General features: G+C 69.5%; 18 protein-coding genes and 2 tRNA genes. 5 read left to right on the plus strand and 15 right to left on the minus strand.

The genetic code is table 11. From position 1 onward, the window contains the following. Window positions 1-141: 141 nt before the first annotated feature. From AC6JA9_RS23105 to murJ, 5 genes are all read right to left on the minus strand, one after another. Window positions 142-5214 (minus strand): myxosortase-dependent M36 family metallopeptidase, encoded by a 5073-nt coding sequence (locus AC6JA9_RS23105; RefSeq protein WP_497957843.1) that lies wholly within the window; start codon window positions 5212-5214, stop codon window positions 142-144. 496 nt (window positions 5215-5710) lie between these two features. Then, window positions 5711-5784 (minus strand) — tRNA-Met (locus AC6JA9_RS23110). A gap of 68 nt (window positions 5785-5852) precedes the next feature. Beyond that, window positions 5853-5926: transfer RNA gene (locus AC6JA9_RS23115), tRNA-Met, on the minus strand. A gap of 103 nt (window positions 5927-6029) precedes the next feature. Further along, complete coding sequence (locus tag AC6JA9_RS23120; RefSeq protein WP_223747475.1) at window positions 6030-8024, minus strand: S1 RNA-binding domain-containing protein; 1995 nt, start codon at window positions 8022-8024, stop codon at window positions 6030-6032. 237 nt (window positions 8025-8261) lie between these two features. Then, a complete protein-coding gene (gene murJ / locus AC6JA9_RS23125; RefSeq protein ID WP_497957844.1) occupies window positions 8262-9959 on the minus strand; it encodes a murein biosynthesis integral membrane protein MurJ in 1698 nt (565 codons plus the stop codon). A gap of 104 nt (window positions 9960-10063) precedes the next feature. Here murJ and encB point away from each other — a divergent pair, with 104 nt between their 5' ends. From encB to AC6JA9_RS23150, 5 genes are all read left to right on the plus strand, one after another. Then, window positions 10064-10537 (plus strand): encapsulin nanocompartment ferritin-like cargo protein EncB, encoded by a 474-nt coding sequence (gene encB, locus AC6JA9_RS23130; protein WP_223747473.1) that lies wholly within the window; start codon window positions 10064-10066, stop codon window positions 10535-10537. A 46-nt stretch (window positions 10538-10583) separates the two neighbouring features. Continuing rightward, window positions 10584-11450 (plus strand): encapsulin nanocompartment shell protein EncA, encoded by an 867-nt coding sequence (gene encA, locus AC6JA9_RS23135; RefSeq protein WP_141332916.1) that lies wholly within the window; start codon window positions 10584-10586, stop codon window positions 11448-11450. An 11-nt stretch (window positions 11451-11461) separates the two neighbouring features. Beyond that, complete coding sequence (locus AC6JA9_RS23140; RefSeq protein WP_223783627.1) at window positions 11462-12886, plus strand: sigma-54-dependent transcriptional regulator; 1425 nt, start codon at window positions 11462-11464, stop codon at window positions 12884-12886. Between the two features lie 75 nt (window positions 12887-12961). Beyond that, a complete protein-coding gene (locus AC6JA9_RS23145; protein ID WP_223747471.1) occupies window positions 12962-14008 on the plus strand; it encodes a M23 family metallopeptidase in 1047 nt (348 codons plus the stop codon). 96 nt (window positions 14009-14104) lie between these two features. Then, window positions 14105-15403: a hypothetical protein gene (locus AC6JA9_RS23150; RefSeq protein ID WP_223783628.1), complete on the plus strand. Its 1299-nt coding sequence runs from the start codon at window positions 14105-14107 to the stop codon at window positions 15401-15403. 60 nt (window positions 15404-15463) lie between these two features. Here AC6JA9_RS23150 and rsmI read toward each other — a convergent pair whose 3' ends face one another. From rsmI to ndk, 10 genes are all read right to left on the minus strand, one after another. Beyond that, window positions 15464-16294 (minus strand): 16S rRNA (cytidine(1402)-2'-O)-methyltransferase, encoded by an 831-nt coding sequence (rsmI, locus tag AC6JA9_RS23155; protein ID WP_223747469.1) that lies wholly within the window; start codon window positions 16292-16294, stop codon window positions 15464-15466. An 8-nt stretch (window positions 16295-16302) separates the two neighbouring features. Beyond that, window positions 16303-16674, minus strand: coding sequence for a YraN family protein (locus tag AC6JA9_RS23160; protein WP_046714041.1), 372 nt, complete (start codon window positions 16672-16674; stop codon window positions 16303-16305). 51 nt (window positions 16675-16725) lie between these two features. Continuing rightward, the gene (locus AC6JA9_RS23165) at window positions 16726-18621 is read right to left on the minus strand and encodes an AAA family ATPase (protein ID WP_223747468.1); all 1896 of its coding nucleotides are present in this window, start codon (window positions 18619-18621) and stop codon (window positions 16726-16728) included. Between the two features lie 93 nt (window positions 18622-18714). After that, window positions 18715-19098 carry a 50S ribosomal protein L19 gene (gene rplS, locus AC6JA9_RS23170; RefSeq protein WP_223747467.1) on the minus strand — a complete coding sequence of 128 codons (384 nt, stop codon included), beginning with the start codon at window positions 19096-19098 and terminating at the stop codon, window positions 18715-18717. Window positions 19099-19219: 121 nt separating this feature from the next. Then, window positions 19220-19963, minus strand: coding sequence for a tRNA (guanosine(37)-N1)-methyltransferase TrmD (trmD, locus tag AC6JA9_RS23175; protein WP_223747466.1), 744 nt, complete (start codon window positions 19961-19963; stop codon window positions 19220-19222). After that, entirely contained in the window at window positions 19960-20523 is a 564-nt protein-coding gene (gene rimM / locus AC6JA9_RS23180; protein WP_141328670.1) for a ribosome maturation factor RimM, read from the minus strand. The genes trmD and rimM overlap by 4 nt, the downstream gene beginning before the upstream one ends. Next, window positions 20520-20804 carry a KH domain-containing protein gene (locus AC6JA9_RS23185; RefSeq protein ID WP_046714046.1) on the minus strand — a complete coding sequence of 95 codons (285 nt, stop codon included), beginning with the start codon at window positions 20802-20804 and terminating at the stop codon, window positions 20520-20522. Before AC6JA9_RS23185 ends, rimM begins: the two co-directional genes overlap by 4 nt. 26 nt (window positions 20805-20830) lie before the next feature. Continuing rightward, window positions 20831-21094 carry a 30S ribosomal protein S16 gene (gene rpsP, locus AC6JA9_RS23190; RefSeq protein WP_141328672.1) on the minus strand — a complete coding sequence of 88 codons (264 nt, stop codon included), beginning with the start codon at window positions 21092-21094 and terminating at the stop codon, window positions 20831-20833. An 89-nt stretch (window positions 21095-21183) separates the two neighbouring features. Continuing rightward, on the minus strand, window positions 21184-22320 hold the full coding sequence (gene rlmN, locus AC6JA9_RS23195) for a dual-specificity RNA methyltransferase RlmN (protein WP_426746227.1): 1137 nt from the start codon (window positions 22318-22320) through the stop codon (window positions 21184-21186). A 225-nt stretch (window positions 22321-22545) separates the two neighbouring features. Further along, on the minus strand, window positions 22546-22989 hold the full coding sequence (gene ndk, locus AC6JA9_RS23200; protein WP_046714049.1) for a nucleoside-diphosphate kinase: 444 nt from the start codon (window positions 22987-22989) through the stop codon (window positions 22546-22548). Window positions 22990-23009: the final 20 nt, after the last annotated feature.

Below are 23009 nucleotides of genomic sequence, written 5' to 3' on the forward strand. Positions count from 1 at the left end.
GAAAGCTCAACGGCCGACACCCTCGCGCGAGGATGCCGGCCGTCGGACTGCTTCAGACTGTCTCGAGCGACTCCGGGTCCGGGCCTGTCAGGCACCCGACCCCGGAGGGTGCCACCTCTCCGAGGAGAGGCGGCGTCCGGCTCAGCTCACGCGGCGACGACGGTGCAGCAGGCTGAGGAGCGCCAGGGCGATCATGCCCGCCGGAGCACCCGCGCCCGTGGAGGAGCAACCCCCGCCCTCGTCGGGCCTGGCCGTCGCCTGCACGGTGACGCTGTGCGAGGCGCCGCTGGGGTCCTTCACCGTCAGCTTGAAGGAGAAGGTGGCGCTCTCGCCGTCCAGGTCCGGCACGTCCACGCTGAGCACCGCGCGGGTGGACTCGTTGAGCGTGACGCTCGGGCCCCCCGTCTGCTCCCACTTGTACGTCAGGGCGTCACCATCGGGGTCGCTGGACTCCGAGCCGTCGAGCGTCAGCGACGTCTGGGAACCATTGACGATGATGCGGGCCTTCGCCACCGGGTCCTGGTTCGGAATCGGCGACGGGGTGACCTGCACGTCCACCGTGTCGCTGGCGATGACGCTGCCATCGCTCACCGTCAGGCGGAACGTCAGCGTCTCGGCGGCCGACAGGTCCGGCGCGGTGAATGTCGCCACGGCGGAGGTGGCATTGGACAGCGCCACCGACGTACCCGCCGTCTGCACCCACGTGTACGAGAGCGTGTCACCGTCCTCGTCCGTCGCCGAGCCGCTCAGCGTGGCCGTGGCGCGCGCGGCCACGGTGCCATCCAGACCCGCGTTCACCGTCGGCGCGCGGTTGACGTTCAGCACGTCCACCGACACATCCTGGGTGGCGTTGGCCGTCCCGTCGGACACCGTCACGCGGAAGGTGAGGACAGCGTTGGCGGCCACCTCACCCGTGGCGAACGTGGCCGTCGCCGTGTTGGCGTTGTCCAGCGTCACCGGCGTACCGGTCAGCTGCGTCCAGGCGTACGTCAGCGTGTCGCCGTCGGCGTCCGAGGCCACGGCCGTGAGCGTGGCCGTGCTGCGCTCGTTCACCGTCACGGACGTCGCCGTCACCACCGGCGCGCGGTTCGCGGGGTGGATGACCACGTCCACCGTGTCGTTCACGCTCGTCTTGCCGTCGGACACCGTGAGGCGGAAGGACAGCGTCTCGTCCCCCGTCACCTCGGGCGCGACGAAGGTCGCCGTCGGCGTCGTGTAGTTCGCGATGGCCACGGGCGTACCGGACACCTGGGTCCAGAGGTACGTCAGGGGGTCGTTGTCCGCGTCCGTCGCGGCGCCGGACAGGGTGACGGTGCTGCGCTCGTCGGCGGATCCATCCGCGCCCGCGTTCACCGTGGGAGCGCGGTTGACGTTGCGCACGCGCACCGTGACGTTGTCGGAGGTCGTCAGGGTGCCGTCGCTGACGGTCAGCCGCAGGACGATGTTCGAGTCGACGGCCACTTCGGGCGCCGTGAAGGTCACCGTCGGCGTGGTCGCGCCGGACAGCGCCACCGCCGCGCCGGACACGCGCGTCCACTGGAACGTGAGCGAATCGCCGTCGGCGTCCGTGCCGCTGCCCGCCACCGTGACGAGCGTGCGCTCGTCCACCGTGAGGTCAGGACCCGCGTTGGTGACGGGGGGACGGTTGAAGCAGACGCCCGTGTCCGCCACCAGGCTGGTGAACGGGGTGTTGGTGATGCCCGTGAAGGCGATGTTGTCGATGGCCCAACCCGTCGTGCCCGTCGCGTTGTCCGTGCCGATGCGGAAGCGCAGCTGCACCGTCTTGCCCGCGTACGTGGTGCCCAGGTTCAGCGTGGCGGCCACCAGGTTCGGGAAGCCCGCGCTCGTGCCGACGATGGCCTGACGGCCCTGCAGGTTGTTGATGATGCCCGCGGCCGTGTTCAGCGTGCCGCCATAGAGCGGAGTGCCGACGTCCACCCATGACTGCCCGCCATCCTGGGTCAGCTCGATGACGGCGCCGTCGTAGTAGACGGTGGGGTTGGTGCCCGTCTCGAACTGGTAGGCATGGTCGAACCGGACGATGAGGTCCCCCGTCTCCGCCACGTTCAGCTCCGGCGTCTTGAGCCAGAAGTCCGTGGGTCGACCCGCGGCCTGCCCGAGGAACGCGCGGTTCAGGCCACGCGTGTCCAAGGTGGTGAAGGAGAAGTACTGCTCGGTGATGCCACCACCCTCGGCGGACTCCATCTCCCATGGCAGCAGGAGGATGTTGGACTGGACCGTCTCCGTGGTGCTGGTCGCCGGCGCCTCGTTGTAGTTCGTCGTGGCGGCCATCGAGGCGACCACGTCTCCGGGGTTCGCGCTGTCGGGATCCCGGAGCGCGACGGTGAACTCCGCGACCGTGCTGGGCGCCGCGTCCGTCAGCGTCACCGGCACGGACACCGTCGCCTGCTCGAAGGAGCCCAGCGCGGGGATGGCGACGACACCATTGTTGCCGAGGGTGATGCCCCGCGTCGGGGAGATGACCGTGGCGGTGCTCGCGTTCGCCGGCACCGAGCCATTGTTGATGACGGTCAGGACCAGGCGGCCCGTCTCGCCGTTGTCGAGCACGCCGTCGCGATCACACGAGCCCGTCGGAGAGTCGTCCGCGAGCGTGAGCGCCACGAACTCGAGCGAGGCGCCGACCTTGAAGCTCTCGACGACGCCCGCATGCGTGGTGGAACCGCGCGGTGGGGAGATGGCGCCCGGGCCCATGCCGCGCTTGGCGAAGGCCACCCAGAAGCGCTGCGCGTCCTCGGGATCATTCGCCTCGGCGGCGGCGATGAGGGCGTTGCGCGCCTCGTTGTAGGTGGGCGCGGCCGGCGTCAGCATGTAGCCGGTGACCAGGTAGCGCTTCATGCGCGCCTGGGCCTCCTCGAACGGGTGGACCCGCAGCAGGGACGTGTACGCCTCCCAGAGCATGGTGGCCCAGATCTCACCCGAGTTGTGGACCTGCGAGTTGACGCTGGCGCTCGGAGAGATGGGCGCGGTGGTGGGCAGCGGCACCCCGTTCATGATGTGGCGGAACGTCAGCGCGTTCTTCGCCATGTCCGACGAGTAAGCCACCCGGCGGATGCCGTAGAAGGCGCTGTCCAGGGAGATGGCGCGCGTGGCGAACTCGCCCGGGCCGTAGGCGCCCATCCAGTTGGCGTTGGACTCGACCTGGATGTCCTCCGGACGCGTCATCATCAGCAGGCCGTGGAAGTCCGCCCAGCCCTCGCCCATCGCGCGGCCCTGGTTGTTGGTGAGGCCCGCGGCGTTCTGGACGAGGCGGTTGCTGATGTAGTGACCCCACTCGTGGGCCACGATGAAGTTGTCGACGGTGCCATCCGGCCGGTACGTCGCGGTGCGGTTGAGGTGCAGCGTCAGGCCCGGCGCGTTGCGGATGCGGGTCGCATCCGGCAGGGTGATGAGCACCACGGGAATGCCGATGGTCCTCGAGGAGCCACCGAGGTTCGCGACCGCGCCCGCCACGTTGTTGGCGATGATGACGGCCGCGGCGCCAGCCGCCTCCGCGTTCTGCACCTTCACGACGAAGGAGCACTCAGGGGGGCCGCCTCGGTCGATGATGGCGATGTTCCCCGCCACCTCCGCGGCGTTGGTGAGGGGGCTGCAGCCATCACGGTCCGTCGAGCCGGGACCCGCCGCGTCCAGCGCGTTGACAGCGGGCCGCGTCAGGTCGAAGCCCTGCGGCCCCATGTCCATCGCGATGCCCACGGGGACACTGCCCGCGACCTCGGCGGGTGCCGTCACCGTCAACGTCGCGATGCGCTCCGCGTTGAAGACGTACATCTGCATGACGGGCGAGGCACCGTCCGCCGGCGTCGACATGTTGGCGTTGTTGGTGCCGCTGTAGTCCTGCGCCTCCGCGAGGACCGGGTCACCGCCGATGCCACCGCGACCGAAGTTGTCGGTCTGCGCGTTGCCCGACGCCTCGTCGAAGCCGGAGTCGTAGTACCAGTCGTGCAGCCAGTTGTTCACGAAGAACAGGCTGGTGGTCGCCGCGGCGATCTGCTCGTCGTTGATGTTCGGCCGCATGTCGAACTGCATCGTCCGGTCGAACACGCCGGGCGCGGTGACGGTGGGCCGCAGATCTCCGGCGGAGAAGCGCGGGGGGGCCACGAGGTCCGCGTAGGCGTCCACGTTGTTGCCCGTCGTCACCGTCGCGTCCGCGGGCAGCCACGGGTCGTTCCGGCTGAAGGGCGCGTTCTGCAGCGTGATGAGCGCGGGGGGCACGAAGGCCGGGCGGAAGCCGGTGGGCGCGCCGTCCGGGTGCGGGCTCGCGTTGGTGCCCGCGGGGCCGTCATGCGGCGTGTACGGAGGCGTGGTGTCCGCGAACGCGCGGTAGCTGAAGGCGGCCTCCTCGCGCATGTTCTTGCGCATGAGGACCTGCCCATCCACCGCGGAGATGACGTACGAGTACGCATCCCACTCGAGGCTGTCCTCGCGTCCGCTCTGCACCTCCACGTAGTACGCGGGGACGAGCCTGTCCTCGAACGGGTAGTAGAGCGGCCGGGCCCGGGCCGGGACGCGCAGCCCCTCCTCGAGGGGACGCGCGTAGGTCGCGAGCGAGAAGTGCGTGTACCGGTCTCCAGGCCGCGCGCTCTTGACCTGCGCCAGCAGGCTCGCGTCCAGGCGCGTGCCGGTGACGTCCTGGTACGCGGCGGCGATGGCGGCGCTCGCGCTCCCCTTGAACGCCAGGCGCTCGGGGACGGCGCTGGTGGACACGTGCTCGGACAGCGCACCGGACAGGCCCACCACGGAGTTGCCCTTGTCGAGCAGCACCGTCACGTTGTTGCGGAACACCTCGACGCCGCCGAACTCCTGCGTCAGCGTGACGAGCCGGGCGTTGCCGAGCAGCTTCACGGAGGTGACGCGCGCGCCGGCCTCCTCGAAGGAGCGGAGGCCGAAGTCGGAGGCGTAGTCCTTCAGCTGCGAGAGCGCCGCGGCCTCGGGCGACATCTTCGCGAGCTTCGCACGCTGCGCCTTCTGCGCGTCCGTGGTCCGGGCCCAGATGAAGCGAGGAGCACTCGAGCCTGCCGCGGGCAGCGAGACACGCGCACTCGTGTCACCAGCCGCGGACTTGAGCTTCGCGGACTTGGGCTCCGCGGGCTTGGCTTCCAGGTATGCGTCGTAGTTCGGCAGCGTCCGAGCGAAGGAACCGGTACCCGAAAGTACCAGCGCCAGGCCGGACAGCTTGGCAACCAACCTTCTCACGTGGGGGTGCTCCCTTGGGAAAGCGCGGGGGTAGGAAGCCACCCCGAAGAGACGGGTATTGCGCGCCCCGGACAGCTCACCGGGTACACGGATCTCTTCGGGAAGGCCCCCAGGTGACAAATTGTCACCTGTTGAAGAGATTAGTGCCTTTACTGATGTAGGTTGAAAGGCGACAAAGCCGTTTTTTCTACGCTCGCGGGAGATTTTCATGGGCACGGGAGACCCGGCGCAAAATTTCTCCAGCAAGAACAGAGGGTTGCAATGTCCCTGGCACACATTCCAGTGAGGACGGACCTACCCAGTTTCTCCAGAGTCAAGTCAGTGATGACCCGCACGGTGGACAAAGTGTCGCGGCGGAGACAGGCGGGACTCGGAGCCCCTCTGGCGAAAGCTCGACGCGAGCCTGGGCAACGGCACGCGGAACTCAGGGAGCAGGACGCCTGAAAAGCGAAGCCCCATCCTCCGGAGCGGGAGGATGGGGCCTCTTGAAACATCATTGCGGGGGCAGGATTTGAACCTGCGACCTTCGGGTTATGAGCCCGACGAGCTACCAGGCTGCTCCACCCCGCGTCATGTTGATGTCTGCCTTTGAACACCAGAGGTCCGGCTTTGATTCACCGGACCTCTGGCTTCCTGAATTGCGGGGGCAGGATTTGAACCTGCGACCTTCGGGTTATGAGCCCGACGAGCTACCAGGCTGCTCCACCCCGCGTCAGCGGCGAGGGAGGTAGTACCGCCCCTCGCCGGGGACTGCAACATCTATTTCGAGCGAACCCGAGCACGCATCCAACACGTGCTCGAGCGCGCGGTGTGAATCACTTGCGCAGCTTGCTGAAGAGGTCGGCCATCGTGCCGAAGCCCTTCTTGCCCGCGCCCTGCGGCTGCTGCGTCTTCTGCCAGGCCTCCACCTCGGCGCGCTCCTCCGCGCGGACGGCGGCGGTGACGGAGAGGCGGATCTTCCCGGACGCGTCGATGTCCAGGATGGCCACCTTCACCTCCTGGCCCAGCGCGTAGTGCTTGCGCAGATCCGTGCCGCGCTCGGTGCCCGTCTCGCTCGCGGGGAGCAGGCCCTTGCCACCGGCGAACACGAGGAAGACGCCGTACGGCTCGATGCGGTCCACCTTGCCGACGACGACCTGGCCCACCTTGGGACGGGGCGCCGCGGGAGCCGCGGGCGCGGCCTTCTCCGCCGAGGCGGCCGGACGCTCCTCGGGGGGACGCTGCGCCTCCTCCTCGGAGATGCGGCGCAGGCCGATGCGCTTGTCCTTCTCGTCGATCTTCTCGACGGCGACCCAGATGGTCTCGCCTTCCTTCACCACGTCGCGCGGGTGCGCGATGCGGCGGTCGCTCAGCGCGGAGATGTGCACCAGGCCATCCACGCCCGGACGCAGCTCCACGAAGGCGCCGAACTGCTGGAGCCGGACGACCTTGCCCTGCAGACGGTCCCCCTCCTTGATCTCGGAGATGGCCTTCTTGAACGGGTCCTCCTGCCGCGAGCGCATGGACAGCGTGATGCGCTCCTTCTGCTTGCTCTTGTCGGGGGAGTTGGGCTGCGCGGCCTCCATGCGCAGGATCTCCACCTCCACGTCGTCACCGACCTTCACCACGTCGCTGGGGTGACCCACGCGCGTGTACGAGAGCTCGGAGACGGGGATCATCCCCTCCACGCCGCCCAGGTCCACGAACACGCCGAAGTCCCGGACGCCGGTGACCTTGCCCTTGACGACCTTGCCGTCGCCCAGGTTCTTGCGCGTCTCCGCGGCCAGCTGGCGCTGCTCGTCCTCGAGCAGCGAGCGGCGCGAGAGCACCACGTTGCGGTCCCGGACCTCGGTGACGCGGAACTTGAGCTTCTCGCCGATGAACTGGTCCGGCTTCTCGACGTAGCGCAGGTCCAGCTGGCTGATGGGGCAGAACGCGCGCACGTCGCCGATGGCGACCTCCACGCCGCCCTTGTTCACGCTCAGCACCATGCCCTCGACGGGCATGCCCGACGCGCGGGCCTCGGCCAGCATCGCCATGGAGGCGCTGCCCTTGGCCAGCGCGCGGCTCAGCACGATGCCCTTGGCGCCCACCTCGATGACGTGCGCGTCCAGGCTGTCACCCACGCCGTAGCGCAGGATGCCCTCGTCGTCCTTGAGCTCGCGCAGCTCGATCATCGCCTCGCTCTTGGACGCGCCCTCCAGCGACACGAACGCGGTGTCCGCGCCGAGCTGGAAGATGGTGCCCTTGACCTTCTCGCCCAGGCGCACGCCCCGGCGGCCCGGCGCCCCACCCTCCTTGGCCTGCGCCTCGAACATCTCGGCGAAGGACTCGGACTCGGGAACCTCCTCGTACAGCGCGGAGGAAGGCGCCGGCGTCGGCGTCACAGGGCGCGGCGCGGAGGTCGTCGTCGGCGCGCCGGAGGCCTCGGCCTCCGCAGTGGTCGCCTCGGCGGTCGCGGTCGCCTCGGCGGGGTTCTCCCCCACCGGGCCTCGCGTCTCGATGGCGCCCGACGCGCGCTTCACGACGACCATGGGACCGGACGGACGGCGCTCGCCGCCACCGCGGCGCTCGCCTCCACCCCGCTCCTGACCGCCCTGGCCACGAGGAGGACGGCGCTCGTCGCGCGGAGCCCCTCCCTCGGAGCGCGGACGCGCGTCACGGCCCTGACCGGGACCGCCGCGCTCGCCGCCGCCGCGAGGACCCTCGCCACGGCCGCTGCCGCCCGAAGGGATGCCGAGCATCACGTCACCGAAGGTGGCCTTCGGCTTCTTGGGGCCGCCCATCCCACCCGGACCGCCCGCATTGGAACCGTTCTTCTCGTCGCTCACTGCCGAGACCTTCCTGAGACGAAGTCAGCCAGACTTCCCGTGAAGCCGGGCCCATGAAAAAGGCGGCGCACTCTACACGCGCGCCCCGTCCGGAGGAAGCCCCGAAGACAGGCACGCGGCCCACACCACCGCAAGGACCTCAACGGAGGCCCCCCGCCAGCCCATCCCGCCCACCCCCTCCTTGCTGCTCCAACCACCCCCTGCCCGCTCCGTGAGGAGCCGAGCATCGGCGAGCACTTAGCGCGCCCGGCGCAGCCGTCCGGAGACCTTGCGGAACACCGCGCCGGCCTCGGGGACACCCAGCGCGGCGGCCACCGCGAAATAGATGCCGCCCATGGGGATGGCGACGGCCAGGAAGCCCAGGACGGGGTGCAGCCTGGGAGGCGCGAGGAAGGCCCCGCCCCACTCCGCCTGCACTCCCGGCATGGGGCCCAGCACGGCCGCGAGCCCCAGCTTCACGCCCAGGGCCACGAGGCCCGCGATGACGGCCGCGCCCCACAGCCGGGGCAGGAGCCCCGGGGGAACACCCACGGGCCCCAACTGCCGGGTCAGCTTGCGGCGCAGGAGATACGACTCGAGCCAGGCCACGAGCCCGCTGGCGAGCGTGAGCCCCAGCGCGCCCAGTTCCGAGGGCAGCCCCAGCCACCCGGGCAGATGCAGGCCGAGGATCCAGGCGCCCACCGAGCCCACCGCCACGCGGACGATGGCGAAGCGCAGGGGCGTCTTGGGGTCCTTCAAGGCGTAGAAGGCGGAGGCGTACAGCCGGCCCACGGTGGAGGCCACCAGCCCCACGGCGGCGCCCATGAGCAGGTACCAGAGGTAGCGCGAGTCCGCCGCGTCGAAGCGGCCCGTCTGAAGGAGCGCCGCGGCCACCATGTCGCCCAGGAACAGGAAGGCCGCCGCGGAGGGCACCACCCAGAAGGCGATTCGCCGCGCCCCTCCGTCGATGCGCTGACGCAGCTTCGCGACAGCCTCCTCCTTGTCTCCGTCCGCCGCGCGCGCCATCTCCGGTAGCTCCGCCGCGGACACCGCCATGCCGAAGAGGCTCACCGGGATGAGGTAGATGGTCTGCGCGTACACGAGGGACGACATGGCGCGCTCGGAGATGAGCGTGGCGAAGGCGGTGTCCACCCAGGCGCTGAACTGCACCACGCCGCGCCCCAGCACCACCGGGCCGAAGCTGCGGAGCACCTGCCGCACCGGCTCCGTCGCCGTGGAGAGCGACGGGCGGAACCTCCCCAGCAGCTGGAGCGTGCGGGGCACCTGCACCGCGAACTGGAGGAAGCCGCCGGCCACCACGCCGTAGGCCAGCAGCTCCACCAGCCGGTCCTCTTCGTAGCGGCCGCCCACGACGAGCAGCGTGGCGATGATGGCCCCGTTCCAGACGACGGGCGCCAGGTACGACAGCAGGAAGCGTCGGTGGCTGTTGAGGATGCCCAGGCACCAGGCGCTCAGCACCAGGAAGCCCGTGCCGGGGAAGAGGATGCGCACCACGCGGATGGCCAGCTCTCGCGCGTGGCCCTCGAAGCCCGGAGCGATGAGGTCCACGAACACGGGCGTGAACAGCATGCCCGCGCACACCAGCAGCGCCGTCGCCAGGGACAACAAGCCGAAGACCGCGCCCGCCACCCGGTCCGCCTGCTCCGTGTCCTTGCGGCCCAGCAGCTGGGCGTACACGGGGATGAAGGAGCCGGAGAGGACTCCCTCACCGAAGAGGTTCTGCAGGAAGTTGGGGATGCGCAGCGCGGCCTTGAAGACGGCGGCCGCCTCCGCGTTGCCCAGGTAGTGGGCGAAGACGCGCTCGCGCACCAGGCCCATCAGGCGCGAGGCGAGGATGCCCGTGGCCACGAGCATGGCGCCCCTGCCCCCCGAGCGTTCGGACCGTCCGGTCGAGGCGGGAGGAGTCGGGGAAGGCTCGGGCGCGGAGGCGGTCACGGGCCGGGGACTCTATGCGTGACGTCAAGTGGCATGAAGCGCGAAACCCATGGCCCCTGTTTCTCTTGACGGTGCCCCCGGCGGATTGCGAGGGTCCGTCCTCAATGGCCGACATACCGGACAGCGACCTGGACGACGTGGCGCGTATCCGCCTCGTGCTGGCGCGCGAGCTCGAGACCATCAACGAGTACGAGGCCTTCGCCCGGGCGTCCTCCCACCCAGAGGTGCGGGCCTTCTTCCTCCACCTGGCGACGGAGGAGAAGGAGCACGTGTCCGAGGCGGTCCACATGCTGCGCATGCTCGACGCCCACCAGGACTCGCGCTTCACCACGCCCATCGCGCCGGGTCACTTCCAGCAGGCCGTGGGCGAGGCGCCACCTCCCGCCGCCGTGCTCGCGCCGCCGCCTCCTCCGCCTCCGGCCAAGCAGGTCCTCAACGGCCGCTCTCCGGTGGAGCCCCTCACCGCCCTGCCCCCGCAGCGGCTCATGTATGGCCTGCCCGCCCCGCCGCCCGCCGTCGAGTCCCACCCCCTCACGGTGGGCTCGCTGCGCCGTGGCGGTGGTGGCGGTAATCGCTGACGACGTTCCCCTTTTTCTCCCTAGATGTTGAGCCGGAGATTGTTCGATGCCTGACTTCCTTGGACATGCCGAGAACCCGCTTCGTGAGGAGGAGTGGGCGCGCCTGAATGAAACCGTCATCCAGGTGGCGCGCCGCTCACTGGTGGGCCGCCGCATCCTCGACATCTACGGTCCGCTGGGCGCGGGCGTGCAGACGGTGCCCTACGACGAGTTCCAGGGCGTGTCCCCGGGCGCTGTGGACATCGTCGGCGAGCAGGAGACCGCGATGGTCTTCACGGACGCTCGCAAGTTCAAGACCATCCCCATCATCTACAAGGACTTCCTGCTGCACTGGCGGGACATCGAGGCGGCGCGCACGCACAACATGCCGCTGGATGTCTCGGCCGCCGCCGGCGCCGCGGCGCTGTGCGCGCAGCAGGAGGACGAGCTCATCTTCTACGGCGACGCGCGCCTGGGCTACGAGGGCCTGATGACGGCCAATGGCCGGCTCACCGTGCCGCTCGGTGACTGGACGGCGGCGGGTGGCGGGTTCCAGGCCATCGTCGAGGCCACGCGCACGCTCAACGAGCACGGCCACTTCGGCCCCTACGCCGTGGTGCTGTCGCCCAAGCTCTACTCGCAGCTGCACCGCATCTACGAGAAGACGGGCGTGCTGGAGATCGAGACCATCAAGCAGCTGGCCGCCGACGGCGTCTATCAGTCCAACCGCCTGCGCGGCGACTCGGGCGTGGTGGTGTCCACCGGCCGCGAGAACATGGACCTGGCGGTCTCCATGGACATGGTGGCCGCGTACCTGGGCGCGTCGAGGATGAACCACCCGTTCCGCGTGCTGGAGGCGCTGCTGTTGCGCATCAAGCACCCGGACGCCATCTGCACCCTCGAGGGCGCTCCCGCGGCTGCCGCCCGTCGGTAGTCCAGCCCCCCATGGCCAAGGTCCTGGTGATCGACGACGAGGTGAACCTGCGCAAGGTGCTCGCCGCCATGCTGCGCAGGGACGGCTTCGACGTCACCGTCGCGGAGAACGGTGAGCAGGGCCTGGCCGAGTTCAACAAGAACGGCGCGGACATCATCGTCACCGATCTGGTGATGCCCAAGGTGGGCGGCATGGAGGTGCTCGGCACCATCCGCGCCGCCAACCCGGACGTGCCGGTCATCATCATCACCGCGCACGGCACGGTGGACTCCGCCGTGGACGCCATCAAGGCGGGCGCGTTCGACTACATCACCAAGCCCTTCGATCAGGTGGAGCTGTCCTCCGTCGTCGCGAAGGCCGCCAAGACCAACGAGAGCGCCCGTCGCTCCGTGCGTCCGGACCTCAAGGCGCGCGCCGCCATCATCGGCGAGGCGCCGCAGATGCAGGAGGTCTACAAGGTCATCGACAAGGTGGCGGACACACCGTCGACGGTGCTCATCACCGGAGAGAGCGGCACCGGCAAGGAGCTCATCGCCACCGCGCTGCACGGCGCGTCCAGCCGCCGCGACAAGCCGTTCATCAAGATCAACTGCGCGGCCATCCCCGCCACGCTGCTGGAGAGCGAGCTGTTCGGCTACGAGCGGGGCGCCTTCACCGGCGCCGTCACCTCCAAGCCGGGCCGCTTCGAGCTGGCCGACGAGGGCACGCTCTTCCTCGACGAGATTGGCGAGATTCCCGTCGAGATGCAGGTGAAGCTCTTGCGCGCGCTGCAGGAGGGCGAGTTCGAGCGCGTGGGGGGCATCAAGACCACGCGCGTGGACGTGCGCCTGGTCGCCGCCACCAACCGCGATTTGCAGGCGGAGATCGAAGCGGGCCGCTTCCGCAAGGACCTGTACTACCGCCTCGCGGTGGTGCCGCTGTCCCTGCCGCCCTTGCGCGAGCGCCGCAGCGACGTGCTGATGCTCGCGCGGCACTTCGTGGAGAAGTACAACAAGCGCCTCAACAAGAAGATCGAGGGCATCACCGACGACGCCCTGGCGCTGCTCCAGGCGTACTCGTGGCCGGGCAACATCCGCGAGCTGGAGAACCTCATCGAGCGCGTCCTGCTGTTCGCGGACGGGCCGTTGATCACCGCCAAGGACCTGCCCGAGCCCATCCGTCAGGGAGCGGGCGTCCAGGCGAGCCCCACCTCGGCGCCCTCCCTGCCCGCCTTGGAGGTTCCCGCGGGCGAGGTGGGCCTGAAGGACATCGTCCGGATGAAGGCCGCGGAGTTGGAGCGAGACCTCATCGTCAAGAAGCTCGACGAGACGGGCGGCAACGTCACCCGCGCCGCGCGTCTCCTCCAGATCAGCCGGAAGTCCCTGCAGACGAAGATGAAGGAATTCGGTCTGCGAGACACCACGCCTGACGAGCAAGAGGACGGCCCCGAGGATTGACCCTCGGTTGGCGGAATTCCTCGTCGCGGGCGCTGGTTTCGCGCCCGCTCACTCTTTCCGATTCATGGAGCCAGCATGCGGCCGAACCTTCCCACCCTCGGTGCACCTCCGAAGCGGAGCCCCATCGGGCCCGTGGTCGCCGTGTCACTCATCCTCGGCGGCGCTGCCGGGGGCGTGTGGTGGTGGAAGCAGCGCATGGCCACCGCCACGCAGGAGGCCGCCGTCACCCAGGCCACCGCCGATGCCGCCGCCACGCCCGACGCGGGCGCCCTGGCCGCGGCGCCCACCGCCCCCGCCGCTCCCACCGACCCGGTGAAGGCCGCGGGCATGGAGCGCGCTTCCATGCGCATCGACGGGCCGCTGGAGACGGCGTTCGTCAACTCCGCGGGCGCGGACGTGGGCCCGGCGCTGGCGCAGGTGGTGACGCGCACGCTGGTGTGGTGGGTGGCCGTCCCCAACGAAATCCTCCGCGGGGACACCCTGGACGTGCTCTTCCAGCGCCGCCCCAACGAGGAGCCGCTGGTGCACGCGGTGCGCTTCACCAGCGCGAAGCTGGGCAAGACGATGAGCGCCTACCGCTTCCAGGGCTCCGCGGAGAACACGGCGCGCTACTACCTGCCCTCCGGCGACGAGCTGGAGCTGCGGCTGGAGAAGTCCCCGCTGGACGACTACGAGCAGGTGACGTCGCTCCTGCGCGATGGCCGCCGCCACAAGGGCGTGGACTTCCGCACCCCGGTGGGCACGCCCGTCAAGGCGCCCTTCTCCGGCGTGGTGAAGCGCAAGAACTGGAACTGGAGCAGCAACGGCAACTGCCTGGAGCTGATTGAAACGGGCGGCAAGGGCCGCCGCGCGCTCTTCCTGCACCTGGACGAGGTGTCCAAGGACATCCAGGCCGGGACGCGCTTCAACGTGGGCCAGGTCATCGCGCGGAGCGGCAACACGGGCCGCTCCTTCGCGCCCCACCTGCACTACCAGCTCATGCAGGGCGAGGAGAAGGTCCTGGACCCCTTCGACCAGCACAAGACCTACCGCCGCACCCTGGCCGCCAACCACAAGACGGCCTTCGACGACGAGGTCCGCCGCCTGGAAGGGCTGCTCGGGACGTCCGTCGCGGGGAAGTAAAAGCAACCCGATTCTTGACACTCCTCCGACGGCGCGGCTAGCTGGAAGCCCCCCGGGCTTGCCGGAAGGCCCGGTCGTTTCGCCGTCGGAGGTCGGATGCACAGGCTTCGCGCCGTACTCGCCGCGCTGACGCTAGGCGCGCCGTTCGCCGCCAGCGCGGCGGATATCACCCGGATCGCCTCGTCCTTCGAGGACGATGACCCGTTCGATCTGTTCATCGACGTCGGGTTCGAACGCACCCAGACTCGCGCGAAGATCATCCGCGAGCAGCTCGCGCCGGTGGGGAGTGAACCCGGGCGCGGTGATGCCTCGGAGCTCTGGTACAAGGGCGTGGACGCCCGCCTCAACCTGAGGATGGCCGTCGGCCTCTACCGCGACCTGGAGCTGTCCTTCACGCTCCCGCTGGTGTTCCAGCAGAACGAGCGCTGGGACTTCACCTCCCAGTCGTCGCAAGAGACGTCCACCATCACCAACAACTGCATCAACCCGGACGGCTCCACCATCCCCGGGTGCCTCGACGACCCGCAGGCCAACGGCGTGCCCCTGTTCGGTATGCCGCAGGAGAGCTTCCGCGGCGGTCTGGGCAACCTGCACTTCGGCCTGGCCTACGCGTTCTTCAACCAGGACAAGGACGTCACCAAGCCCACGTGGATCGTCGGCATCGACTACGAGGCGCCCACGGCCAAGCAGCGGGACCCGAGCGTCGACACGACGAACTCGGACGACCGCGGCAACATCGGTGACCGCGTCCACAAGTACCAGCTCTACACGTCGTTCTCGCGGCGCATCGGCGTGGCCGAGCCGTACTTCAAGGCCAGCTACACCATCCCCGTGCGCGGTCCGGTCTTCTATTCGAACTGCGACCAGCGCGACGCGGATCCCGCCACCCTGGGTGCTCCCGCGAACTGCGGCACCGGGCCGTGGGACCGCAAGGAGACGGGCATCAAGGCGCCCAAGATGATGGGCATCCTCGCCGGCGTGGAGCTGGTGCCCTTCGACCGGCCGCAGAAGCACCAGAAGTTCACCCTGGACCTGCGCGCCATCGGCAACTACGTGGGCGCGGGCCGCTACCACAACGAGCTGAGCGCGGCGCTGCGCAAGCTGCTCACCTCGGAGGAGTACTTCCAGGTCGGTGGCATGCTCGGCGTCACCGCGAGCGCCTCGGAGTCCTTCAAGATCCGCGCGGGCGGCACGTTCCTCTACAACACGGACCACACGCTCACGAACGAGGAGCTGGGCAAGGACCTGGACGGCAACGGCGAGATCGACGCGAGCCTCGGCTCGCCCGAGCTCAACCCCACGTTCGACTGGCGCTACGACCTGGTGTCGCGCCGGTTCCGCGCCATCGGCAGCACGACGTTCCGCTTCGACCTGAGCGCGTCCTTCAACTTCTAGCGCCAGGGAAGTCCCCGGGAGACGCGGGCCTCGAGCACGCGCCTCCCGGTTCCGGACCACCTACTTCTTCAGCGACAACCCGAGTCGGTACACGTCCTGTCCCGACCACCCCGCCCGGCGGGCCAGCTCCGTGCTCAGGGCCTTGAGCTTGTCGCCTCGCGCGAGCCCGTCCTCGAGCGCCCGGCGCAGCTCCTCCTCGGACCAGCGCCGCTCCCCGGTGCGCCCCTCCACCAGCACCACCACCTCGCCCCGGGCCTCCTCCGTCGCGTAGCGCGCGGACAGCTCGGACAGCGGCGCGCGGATGAACTCCTCGTGCAGCTTCGTCAGCTCGCGTGCCACGCACGCCCTGCGGTCCCCCCACGCCTCCTGGAGGTCCTGGAGCGTCTCGCCCAGGCGGCGGGGAGACTCGTAGAGCACCAACGTGGCGGACAGCGAGGCCACCTCCTCCAGCATGGCCCGCCGCTCCGGCCCCTTGCGCGGCAGGAAGCCCAGGAAGTGGAAGCGGCCCGTGGGCAGCCCCGAGGCGCTCAGCGCCGCGACGAGCGCCGTGGCGCCCGGCACGGGCACCACCGTCAGCCCCCGCTCCAGCGCCTCCGCCACCAGCCGCTCACCGGGGTCGCTGATGGCCGGGCTGCCCGCGTCGGTGACGAGCGCGCAGTCCTCGCCCTCCCCGAGCCGGTCCAGGATGCGCCCGGCGCGCTGCCCCTCCGCGAACGCGGGCAGGCTCACCAGGTCCTTGCCGCCGATGCCGAAGTGGTCGAGCAGCACGCGTGAGTGCCGCGTGTCCTCACAGGCGATGAAGCGCACGGCGCGGAGCGTCTCCAGCGCGCGAGCAGAGATGTCACCCAGGTTCCCGATGGGCGTGGCCACCAGGTACAGCGTTCCAGCCATGACTTCCCTCACATGCCCGCATCGAAGGCGCCGGGGATGTGCTCCACGGTGGCCCGCTCGCCGCGCCCGACGACGGCTATCACATCGAAGCGCATCATCCGTCCCTGGAGCTCATGCGCGAAGAGATAGTGCAGCGCCGCCTTCACCACCCGACGCTGCTTCGCGAACGACACGGTGTGCGCCGGGTCTCCCCACACCGCCGTGGAGCGCATCCGCACCTCCACGAAGCACAGGAGCTCCTCGCGCTCGGCCACCACGTCCAGCTCGCCATACCGACAGAGCCAGTTGCGGGCTCGCACGCGCCAGCCCCGCTCCTCCAGGTACCGCACCGCCGCCGCCTCCGCCTCATCCCCATACTCCCGCCGCACCCCACGCCCCATCCCGCCCCCACTCCCACGCCCTCCTCCATGGAGGGCACCCGCCACATCGGACTACACGTTAACCGTGCCGTCCGACATCTGGGCGAAGCCGGGGTGTGACGTGACGTGGACCACCTGCGTGAGGGTGCCCAGGTGCTTGAGCATGCGGGCGATGAGCGGCAGCTTCACCTCGTCCATGCCCGCGAAGACGTCCTCCAGGACGAAGGGCCGCTTCACCCGCGCGCTCCCCTTCTCCACCACCGTCATCCGCAGCGCCAGGTAGTAGAGGTCCAGGTCCTTCGGCGGCAGCTCACCCACCGGCACGCGGCGCCCCGAGGCGAGCGCGAAGGCCCGCCCCTCCTTGTCCCACTCGACGCCCTGGTAGCGCCGGTCCGTGAGCGCGGTGAGGTACTGCACGCAGCGCTCCTTGAGCATCCCCTGCACGCTCAGCACATCCGTCGTGAAGATGTCCGCCGCCTGGGACAGCACGGCGGGAGACGGGTCCTCCAGCGGCTCCACGGGCGCGGGCGAGCCATCCGCCTGCGTCACCGGCGCGGGCGGGGCCTTGGCCAGGGTGATCGACTCCTTCACGCGCCCCAGCTCACGCTCCACCTCGCGGATGTCGCGCACGTAGGAGCCCTTGCGCGTCAGCTCCGCGTTGAGCGCGTCCATCTGCTCCTTGAGCGCCTGGCGCTGGGTGGACGCGGCCACGAACTCCGGGTCGGCCTCCACGGCCGCGAGCTGATCCTTCAGCTCCACCACCCGCGCGGCCAGCAGCTCCTTGCGCTCGAGCGCCGCGGGAATCTCGTCCAGGCTCTCCACGCCGAGCGCCTTCTGCGCCATGCGCACCGGCGCGGCCTCGGCCTCGAACTCCTCGTGGATCTTCTTCTCGCGCGCGTCGAAGCGCCCCTCCTTGCTGCCCTTGCGCGAGGCGCGCTGGAGCTCGTCCACGTAGCGCAGCGCCAGGAAGGCCGCGAAGCCGAAGGCCGGGATGTCCAGCAGCGCCAGGTAGCGGAACGCGCGGTGCACGCCGAGCCCCAGGCCCAACGACAACCCGAGGAACAACACGCCCACCACGATGCCCAACCAGAACATCCGGTCCTGCGTCAGCGGCTCCACCGCGTCCGGCACGTCCGCCGCGTCCGCGTCCCGGTCCGCGCCCAGCCGATTCAAAGCCTCGTCACGCCGGGACAGCGCCTTGGGATAGCGCTGCACGCGGTTGAGGATGTCCTGGGGCAGGCCGAGCGTCTGCGGCGTCGGAGCGGCCCGCCACGCGTTCTCCGCCTCGTGGATGGCCGCCTTGAGGCCCTCGGTGCCCTTGAGGCGCTGGTCCGCGTCGAAGATCTGCGACGACAGCCCATCCACCTTGAACTGGAGCTGATCCACCTCGCGCGCGGAGACGAGCTCCGCCTCGAGCGCGCGCACCTTCGCCTCCGCCGCGGGGATGTCCTCCGCCGCGGCCACCGAGGACGCGTTCGCCAGCGAGGGGAACTTGCCGGAGGTCTTCGGATCCGCCGCCTTCGCCGCGGCCTTGCGCGGACGCCGTGACGGCAGCTGCCCCGGCTGCAGACAGTAGAGCTGCTCGAAGCTCGTGCGCGGCGGCAGGCCCACCTGTCCGCGCAGGAACTGGTTCATCTCCGAGGCGTCCGACGACACCAGCTCCGGCTGCTGCGTCGTCTTGTTCATCCGGTGCAGCGTCCCGGAGCCACCCAGCTCGCGCAGCACGCGGTACGTGGCGCCGTCGATGCCCACGAAGGTCAGCGCGGCCTTGCCGGACTTCGCGCCCGGCGCGATGAAGGACGCATCCCCGCCCCGCCCGTCGGCGTAGAGCAGCGCGAGCAGCACGCCCGCGAAGGGACTCGCCTCCGCCGAGGGCGGCTTGAGGACGAGGTACCCGGCTTTCAGCGCGAAGCGGCCCGCGGCAGTGAATCCCCGGACATTCTGGACGGCGACCTCGACGAATTGCATGGCGCGTCCATGTTAGCGCGAATGAAAAAAGGAGCGCCCGGTATCGGACGCTCCTTCTCACGACGGCCCGAGGGCCGACGAGGACTCAGGGAATCAGGCCTTCGCGCCCTTGCCCTGGGTCGTGTCCGCCTCCTCCTGCACGTCCACGCGGGCGGCTTTGCCCTTGAGGTCGCGGAGGTAGAACAGACGGCTGCGGTTCACGCGGCCGCGCGAGAGGACCTCGATCTTCTCGTAGCGGGGGCTGTGCAGCGGGAAGATGCGCTCGACGCCGACGCCGAAGGACATCTTGCGCACGGTGAACGTGGCGCGGTGGCTGCCGGAGGTCTTCCGGATGACGGTGCCCTCGAACGCCTGAACGCGCTCCTTCTCGCCCTCCTTCACCTTCCAGAAGACGCGCACGGAGTCACCAGGACGGAACGAGGTGACGTCCTGGCGCAGGTACTTGGCCTCGACGTGCTGAATGGCGGCGTTACGCATTTCGGACTCCAGTGAAGCGGAAGCTGACGCGATGAGAACGCGTGAAAGAGCGGGCCGTACTAGCAGAGAGAGCGGTGTCGGACAAGCCCGCTGAGGCCCGACTCCCAAAGAACCCCCAGGGTTACAGCTCTTCCTCCCGTCGGGCCAGCAGTTTCTCGTCGGCCTTGGACAGGGTGAGGCGGGCGAACAGGTCCGGCCGTCGCTCGCGCGTGAGCACCAGCGACTTCCACCGGCGCCACCGGGCGATGCGCGCGTGATCTCCGGACTGGAGGGCCGCCGGCACCTCGACGCCCTGGAACACGGGCGGGCGGGTGTACTGGGGATGCTCCAGCGTCCCCTCCTCGAAGCTCTCCGACACCGAGGACGCCACGTTGCCCAGCACCCCGGGCACCAGCCGCGCCACCGCGTCCACCACCGCCATCGCGGCGATCTCCCCGCCAGTGAGCACGAAGTCCCCCAGCGACAGCTCGCCGTCCAGGTGGCTCATCACCCGCTCGTCCACGCCCTCGTAGCGGCCGCAGACCAGGATCAGCCCGGCGGTGTGCGCCACCAGCTCGCGCGCGGTGACCTGGGTGAAGGTCGCGCCGCGAGGGCTCATCAAGAGCACCTTCGCCCCGGGCAGTCGGGCCCGCGCCGCGCTGATCGCCGCGACCAGCGGCTCGGGCTTCATCACCATGCCCGCACCGCCTCCGTAGGGCGCGTCGTCGGTGACACGGTGCTTGCCCTCGGCGTACTCGCGGATGTCCGTCACGGTGGCGGACAAGAGGCCCTTCTCCTGGGCCTTGCCGAGGATGCTCGCGCCCAGGTAGCCGGACACCATCCCAGGGAACAGCGTGAGCAGCTCCACCGGATACGGCGGGCTCACGACTCGGACCCGTCCGGGGCGTCCTTGTCGGCGTCGCGCCGGCCGACCTCCACGTACTCGGGAGGACGGATCACGATGCGCTGGGCCGCCAGGTCCACCGTCGGGACGAACTCGTCCGCGAACGGCACCACCAGCTCCTGCCGGCCCGCGGCGCGGATCACCAGGTTCGGCACTTCACCGGTGGCCCAGATCTCCTCCACCTTGCCCAGCGGCGTCCCCGCCTCGTCCACGGCGGACAGGCCCAGGAGGTCTCCCTGGAAGAACTCACCCTCCTCGGGCGGCTCCAGGTCCTCGCGGAACACGAACACCGTGGAGCCCACCAGCCCCTCGGCCTCGGTGCGGGACTCCACGCCCTCGAAGGCGACGATGTCCTCCTTCGGCGTGGGGCGCAGGGACTCCAGCACCAGGTCCCGCTCCACGCCCGCACGGGTGCGGACGCGGACCCGGTCCACGGTGGAGAGCGTCTGCGAGCCCGGGTCGAACGGACGCACCGCCAGCTCGCCCCGCAGCCCGTGCGCGCGAGAGATGAAGCCCAGCTCCAGCAGGGGCTTCTGCGTCACCGCGACGCGTCCGGTGCGGCGGCGGGCGGCGTGCCGGCGGCGTTGCGGCGGTCGTCCAGGATCTCCAGCCGGACCTTCTGGCCAGACTTCTGGGCGGCGGCATTGAGCAGCGTCCGGAGGGCGTTCACGGTGCGCCCGTCACGGCCGATGACCTTGCCGACATCCTCGGGGGCGACCTTCAGCTCGTAGAGCCGTGCGCCGTCCACCTCGGAGATGCGCAGGCCCACCTGGTCAGGTTGATCGACCAGGGCCCGCGCCAGATACGTGAGGAGTTGCTCCACGTCCGCTCAGTAAAGCCGGTCGCGGATCAAGCCGCGGGGGTGGACTTCACGGCCTTCGCGTTGACCTTGATGAGGTCCGCGACGGTCTCGGAGGGGGTCGCGCCCGTCTTCAGCCAGTAGTTCAGCCGCTCCTCGTTGAACTCCACCTTGGGGGGGTTGAGGTTCGGGTCGTACGCGCCGACGGCCTCGATGAACTTGCCATCCCGCGGGTTGCGGGAGTCGGTAGCGACCACGTGGTAGTAGGGCTTCTTCTTGGCGCCCGCGCGGGCAAGACGGAGGACGACGGCCATGGAGTGCTCCAGCGAACAAGAAACGACGATGTAAACGGGGTGGCGCTCTTAACGCCGCACCCGCGGGATTGTCAAGGAAGCTCGGGACTTTATGTCGTGCTTTCGGCCGGAGTGGCCTCGCCACGATTCGCGAGCTGCCCGCAGGCCCCCGCGATGTCCCGGCCCCGATTCTTCCGGATGTAGGCGGCCACGTGGCCGTCCGACAGGATGGCCCGGAACTGCTCCGCCCGCTCTTCCGCGGTGGTGAGGAACCCCAGGCCAGGGTTCTCGTTGTAGGGAATCAGGTTGACCTTCGCCGGAATTCCCTTGAGCAGCTGGATGAGCCGGTGCGCGTCCTCATCGCTGTCGTTGAAGCCCTGGATGAGCACGTACTCGAAGGTGATGCGGCGGCCCTGGCGCAGCGGGAACTTGCGGCACGCGTCCAACAGCGCGGCGATGTTCCACTTGCGGTTGACGGGCATCGTCTTGCTGCGCTGCTCGTCCGTGCTGGCGTTGAGCGAGATGGCCAGCTTCACGTCCGTCTCCTGGCCGAAGCGCTCGATCATGGGGACGAGGCCGACGGTGGAGACGGTGATGTGGCGGTGGCTGAAGTTGGGCCCGTCCTCGGACTGGAGGATGGCGAGCGCCGTCTTGAGGTTCTCGAAGTTGTGCAGGGGCTCGCCCATGCCCATGAACACGAGGTTGCTCAAGGGACGCAGCGTCTCGTGGCCCTCGTTCTTGCGGACCTCGCGATTGACGGCGTGCACCTGCGCGACGATCTCGCTGGGCGTCAGGTTGCGCTTGAGCCCCATGGTGCCCGTCATGCAGAAGCCGCAGGCCATGGCGCAGCCCACCTGGGTGGACACGCACAGCGTCCGGCGGTCCTCGGAGGGCATGTAGACGGACTCGATGTAGCGCCCGTCGCGCGTCTTCCACCGGTACTTGATGGTGCCGTCGACGCTGCGCTGCTCCAGGTCCTTCACCAGCGGGATGATCTCCGCGGCGACCTTGAGCTTCTCGCGGAAGGCCTTGGACAGGTCCGTCATCTCGTCGAACGAGGTGGCGCCGCGCTGGTGCAGCCAGCGGTAGATCTGCGGGGCACGGAAGGCGCGCTCGCCCAGCTGCTCGGTGACGAAGCGGGTGAGCCCCTCCATGGACAGGCTGGCCACGTCCACGAGCTTCGCGGGAGCAGGCGCCGGCAAGGGCTCCGTGACGGGAAGGGTGGCGGTGGCGGAGGTCTCGGTCATCGTCGTCGCGCAGTGAAACGGGGGCCCGGGGGCGTCCCTTCCCACACCTGGGGTCGAGGTGTCAAAGGAGGCCCTGGTCGCCAGGTCGACACGGGAACGCACTCCCCTCCCCCAACCCTACGCATCCTCACACCGCCCCGCTCGAAAACCAACGGCCCGGGCCAGCCCCATGACGGGTGCCGACACCGGGCCGCGGGTCAGGAGCCCTTGGAAGGGCCCTGTCGCCTACTTCTTGGCGGTGTACTCGTACGGCTGGATCTCCGTCTCCCGGAAGAAGTACGCGATCTCGTTCTTCGCGTTCTCCAGGCTGTCGGAGCCGTGGACCGTGTTCTGGTCGATGCTGGTGGCGAAGTCCTTGCGGATGGTGCCCTCGGCCGCCTGCGCGGGGTTGGTGGCGCCCATGATGTCGCGGTTGCCCAGGACGGCGTTCTCGCCCTCGAGCACCATCAGGACGACGGGGCCGGAGATCATGAACTGCACCAGGTCCTTGAAGAAGGGCCGGGCCTTGTGGACCGCGTAGAAGCCCTCGGCCTCCTTCTGGGAGAGCTGCTGGAGCCGGATGGCGACCGGCTTCAGACCCTTCTCCTCGAAGCGGCTGATGATCTTCCCGATGACGCCCTTCTGCAGACCGTCCGGCTTGATGATGGACAGCGTACGCTCGATGGCCATGTGACTGGCTCCTTTTCCCT

This window comes from Myxococcus sp. MH1 (assembly GCF_059738865.1).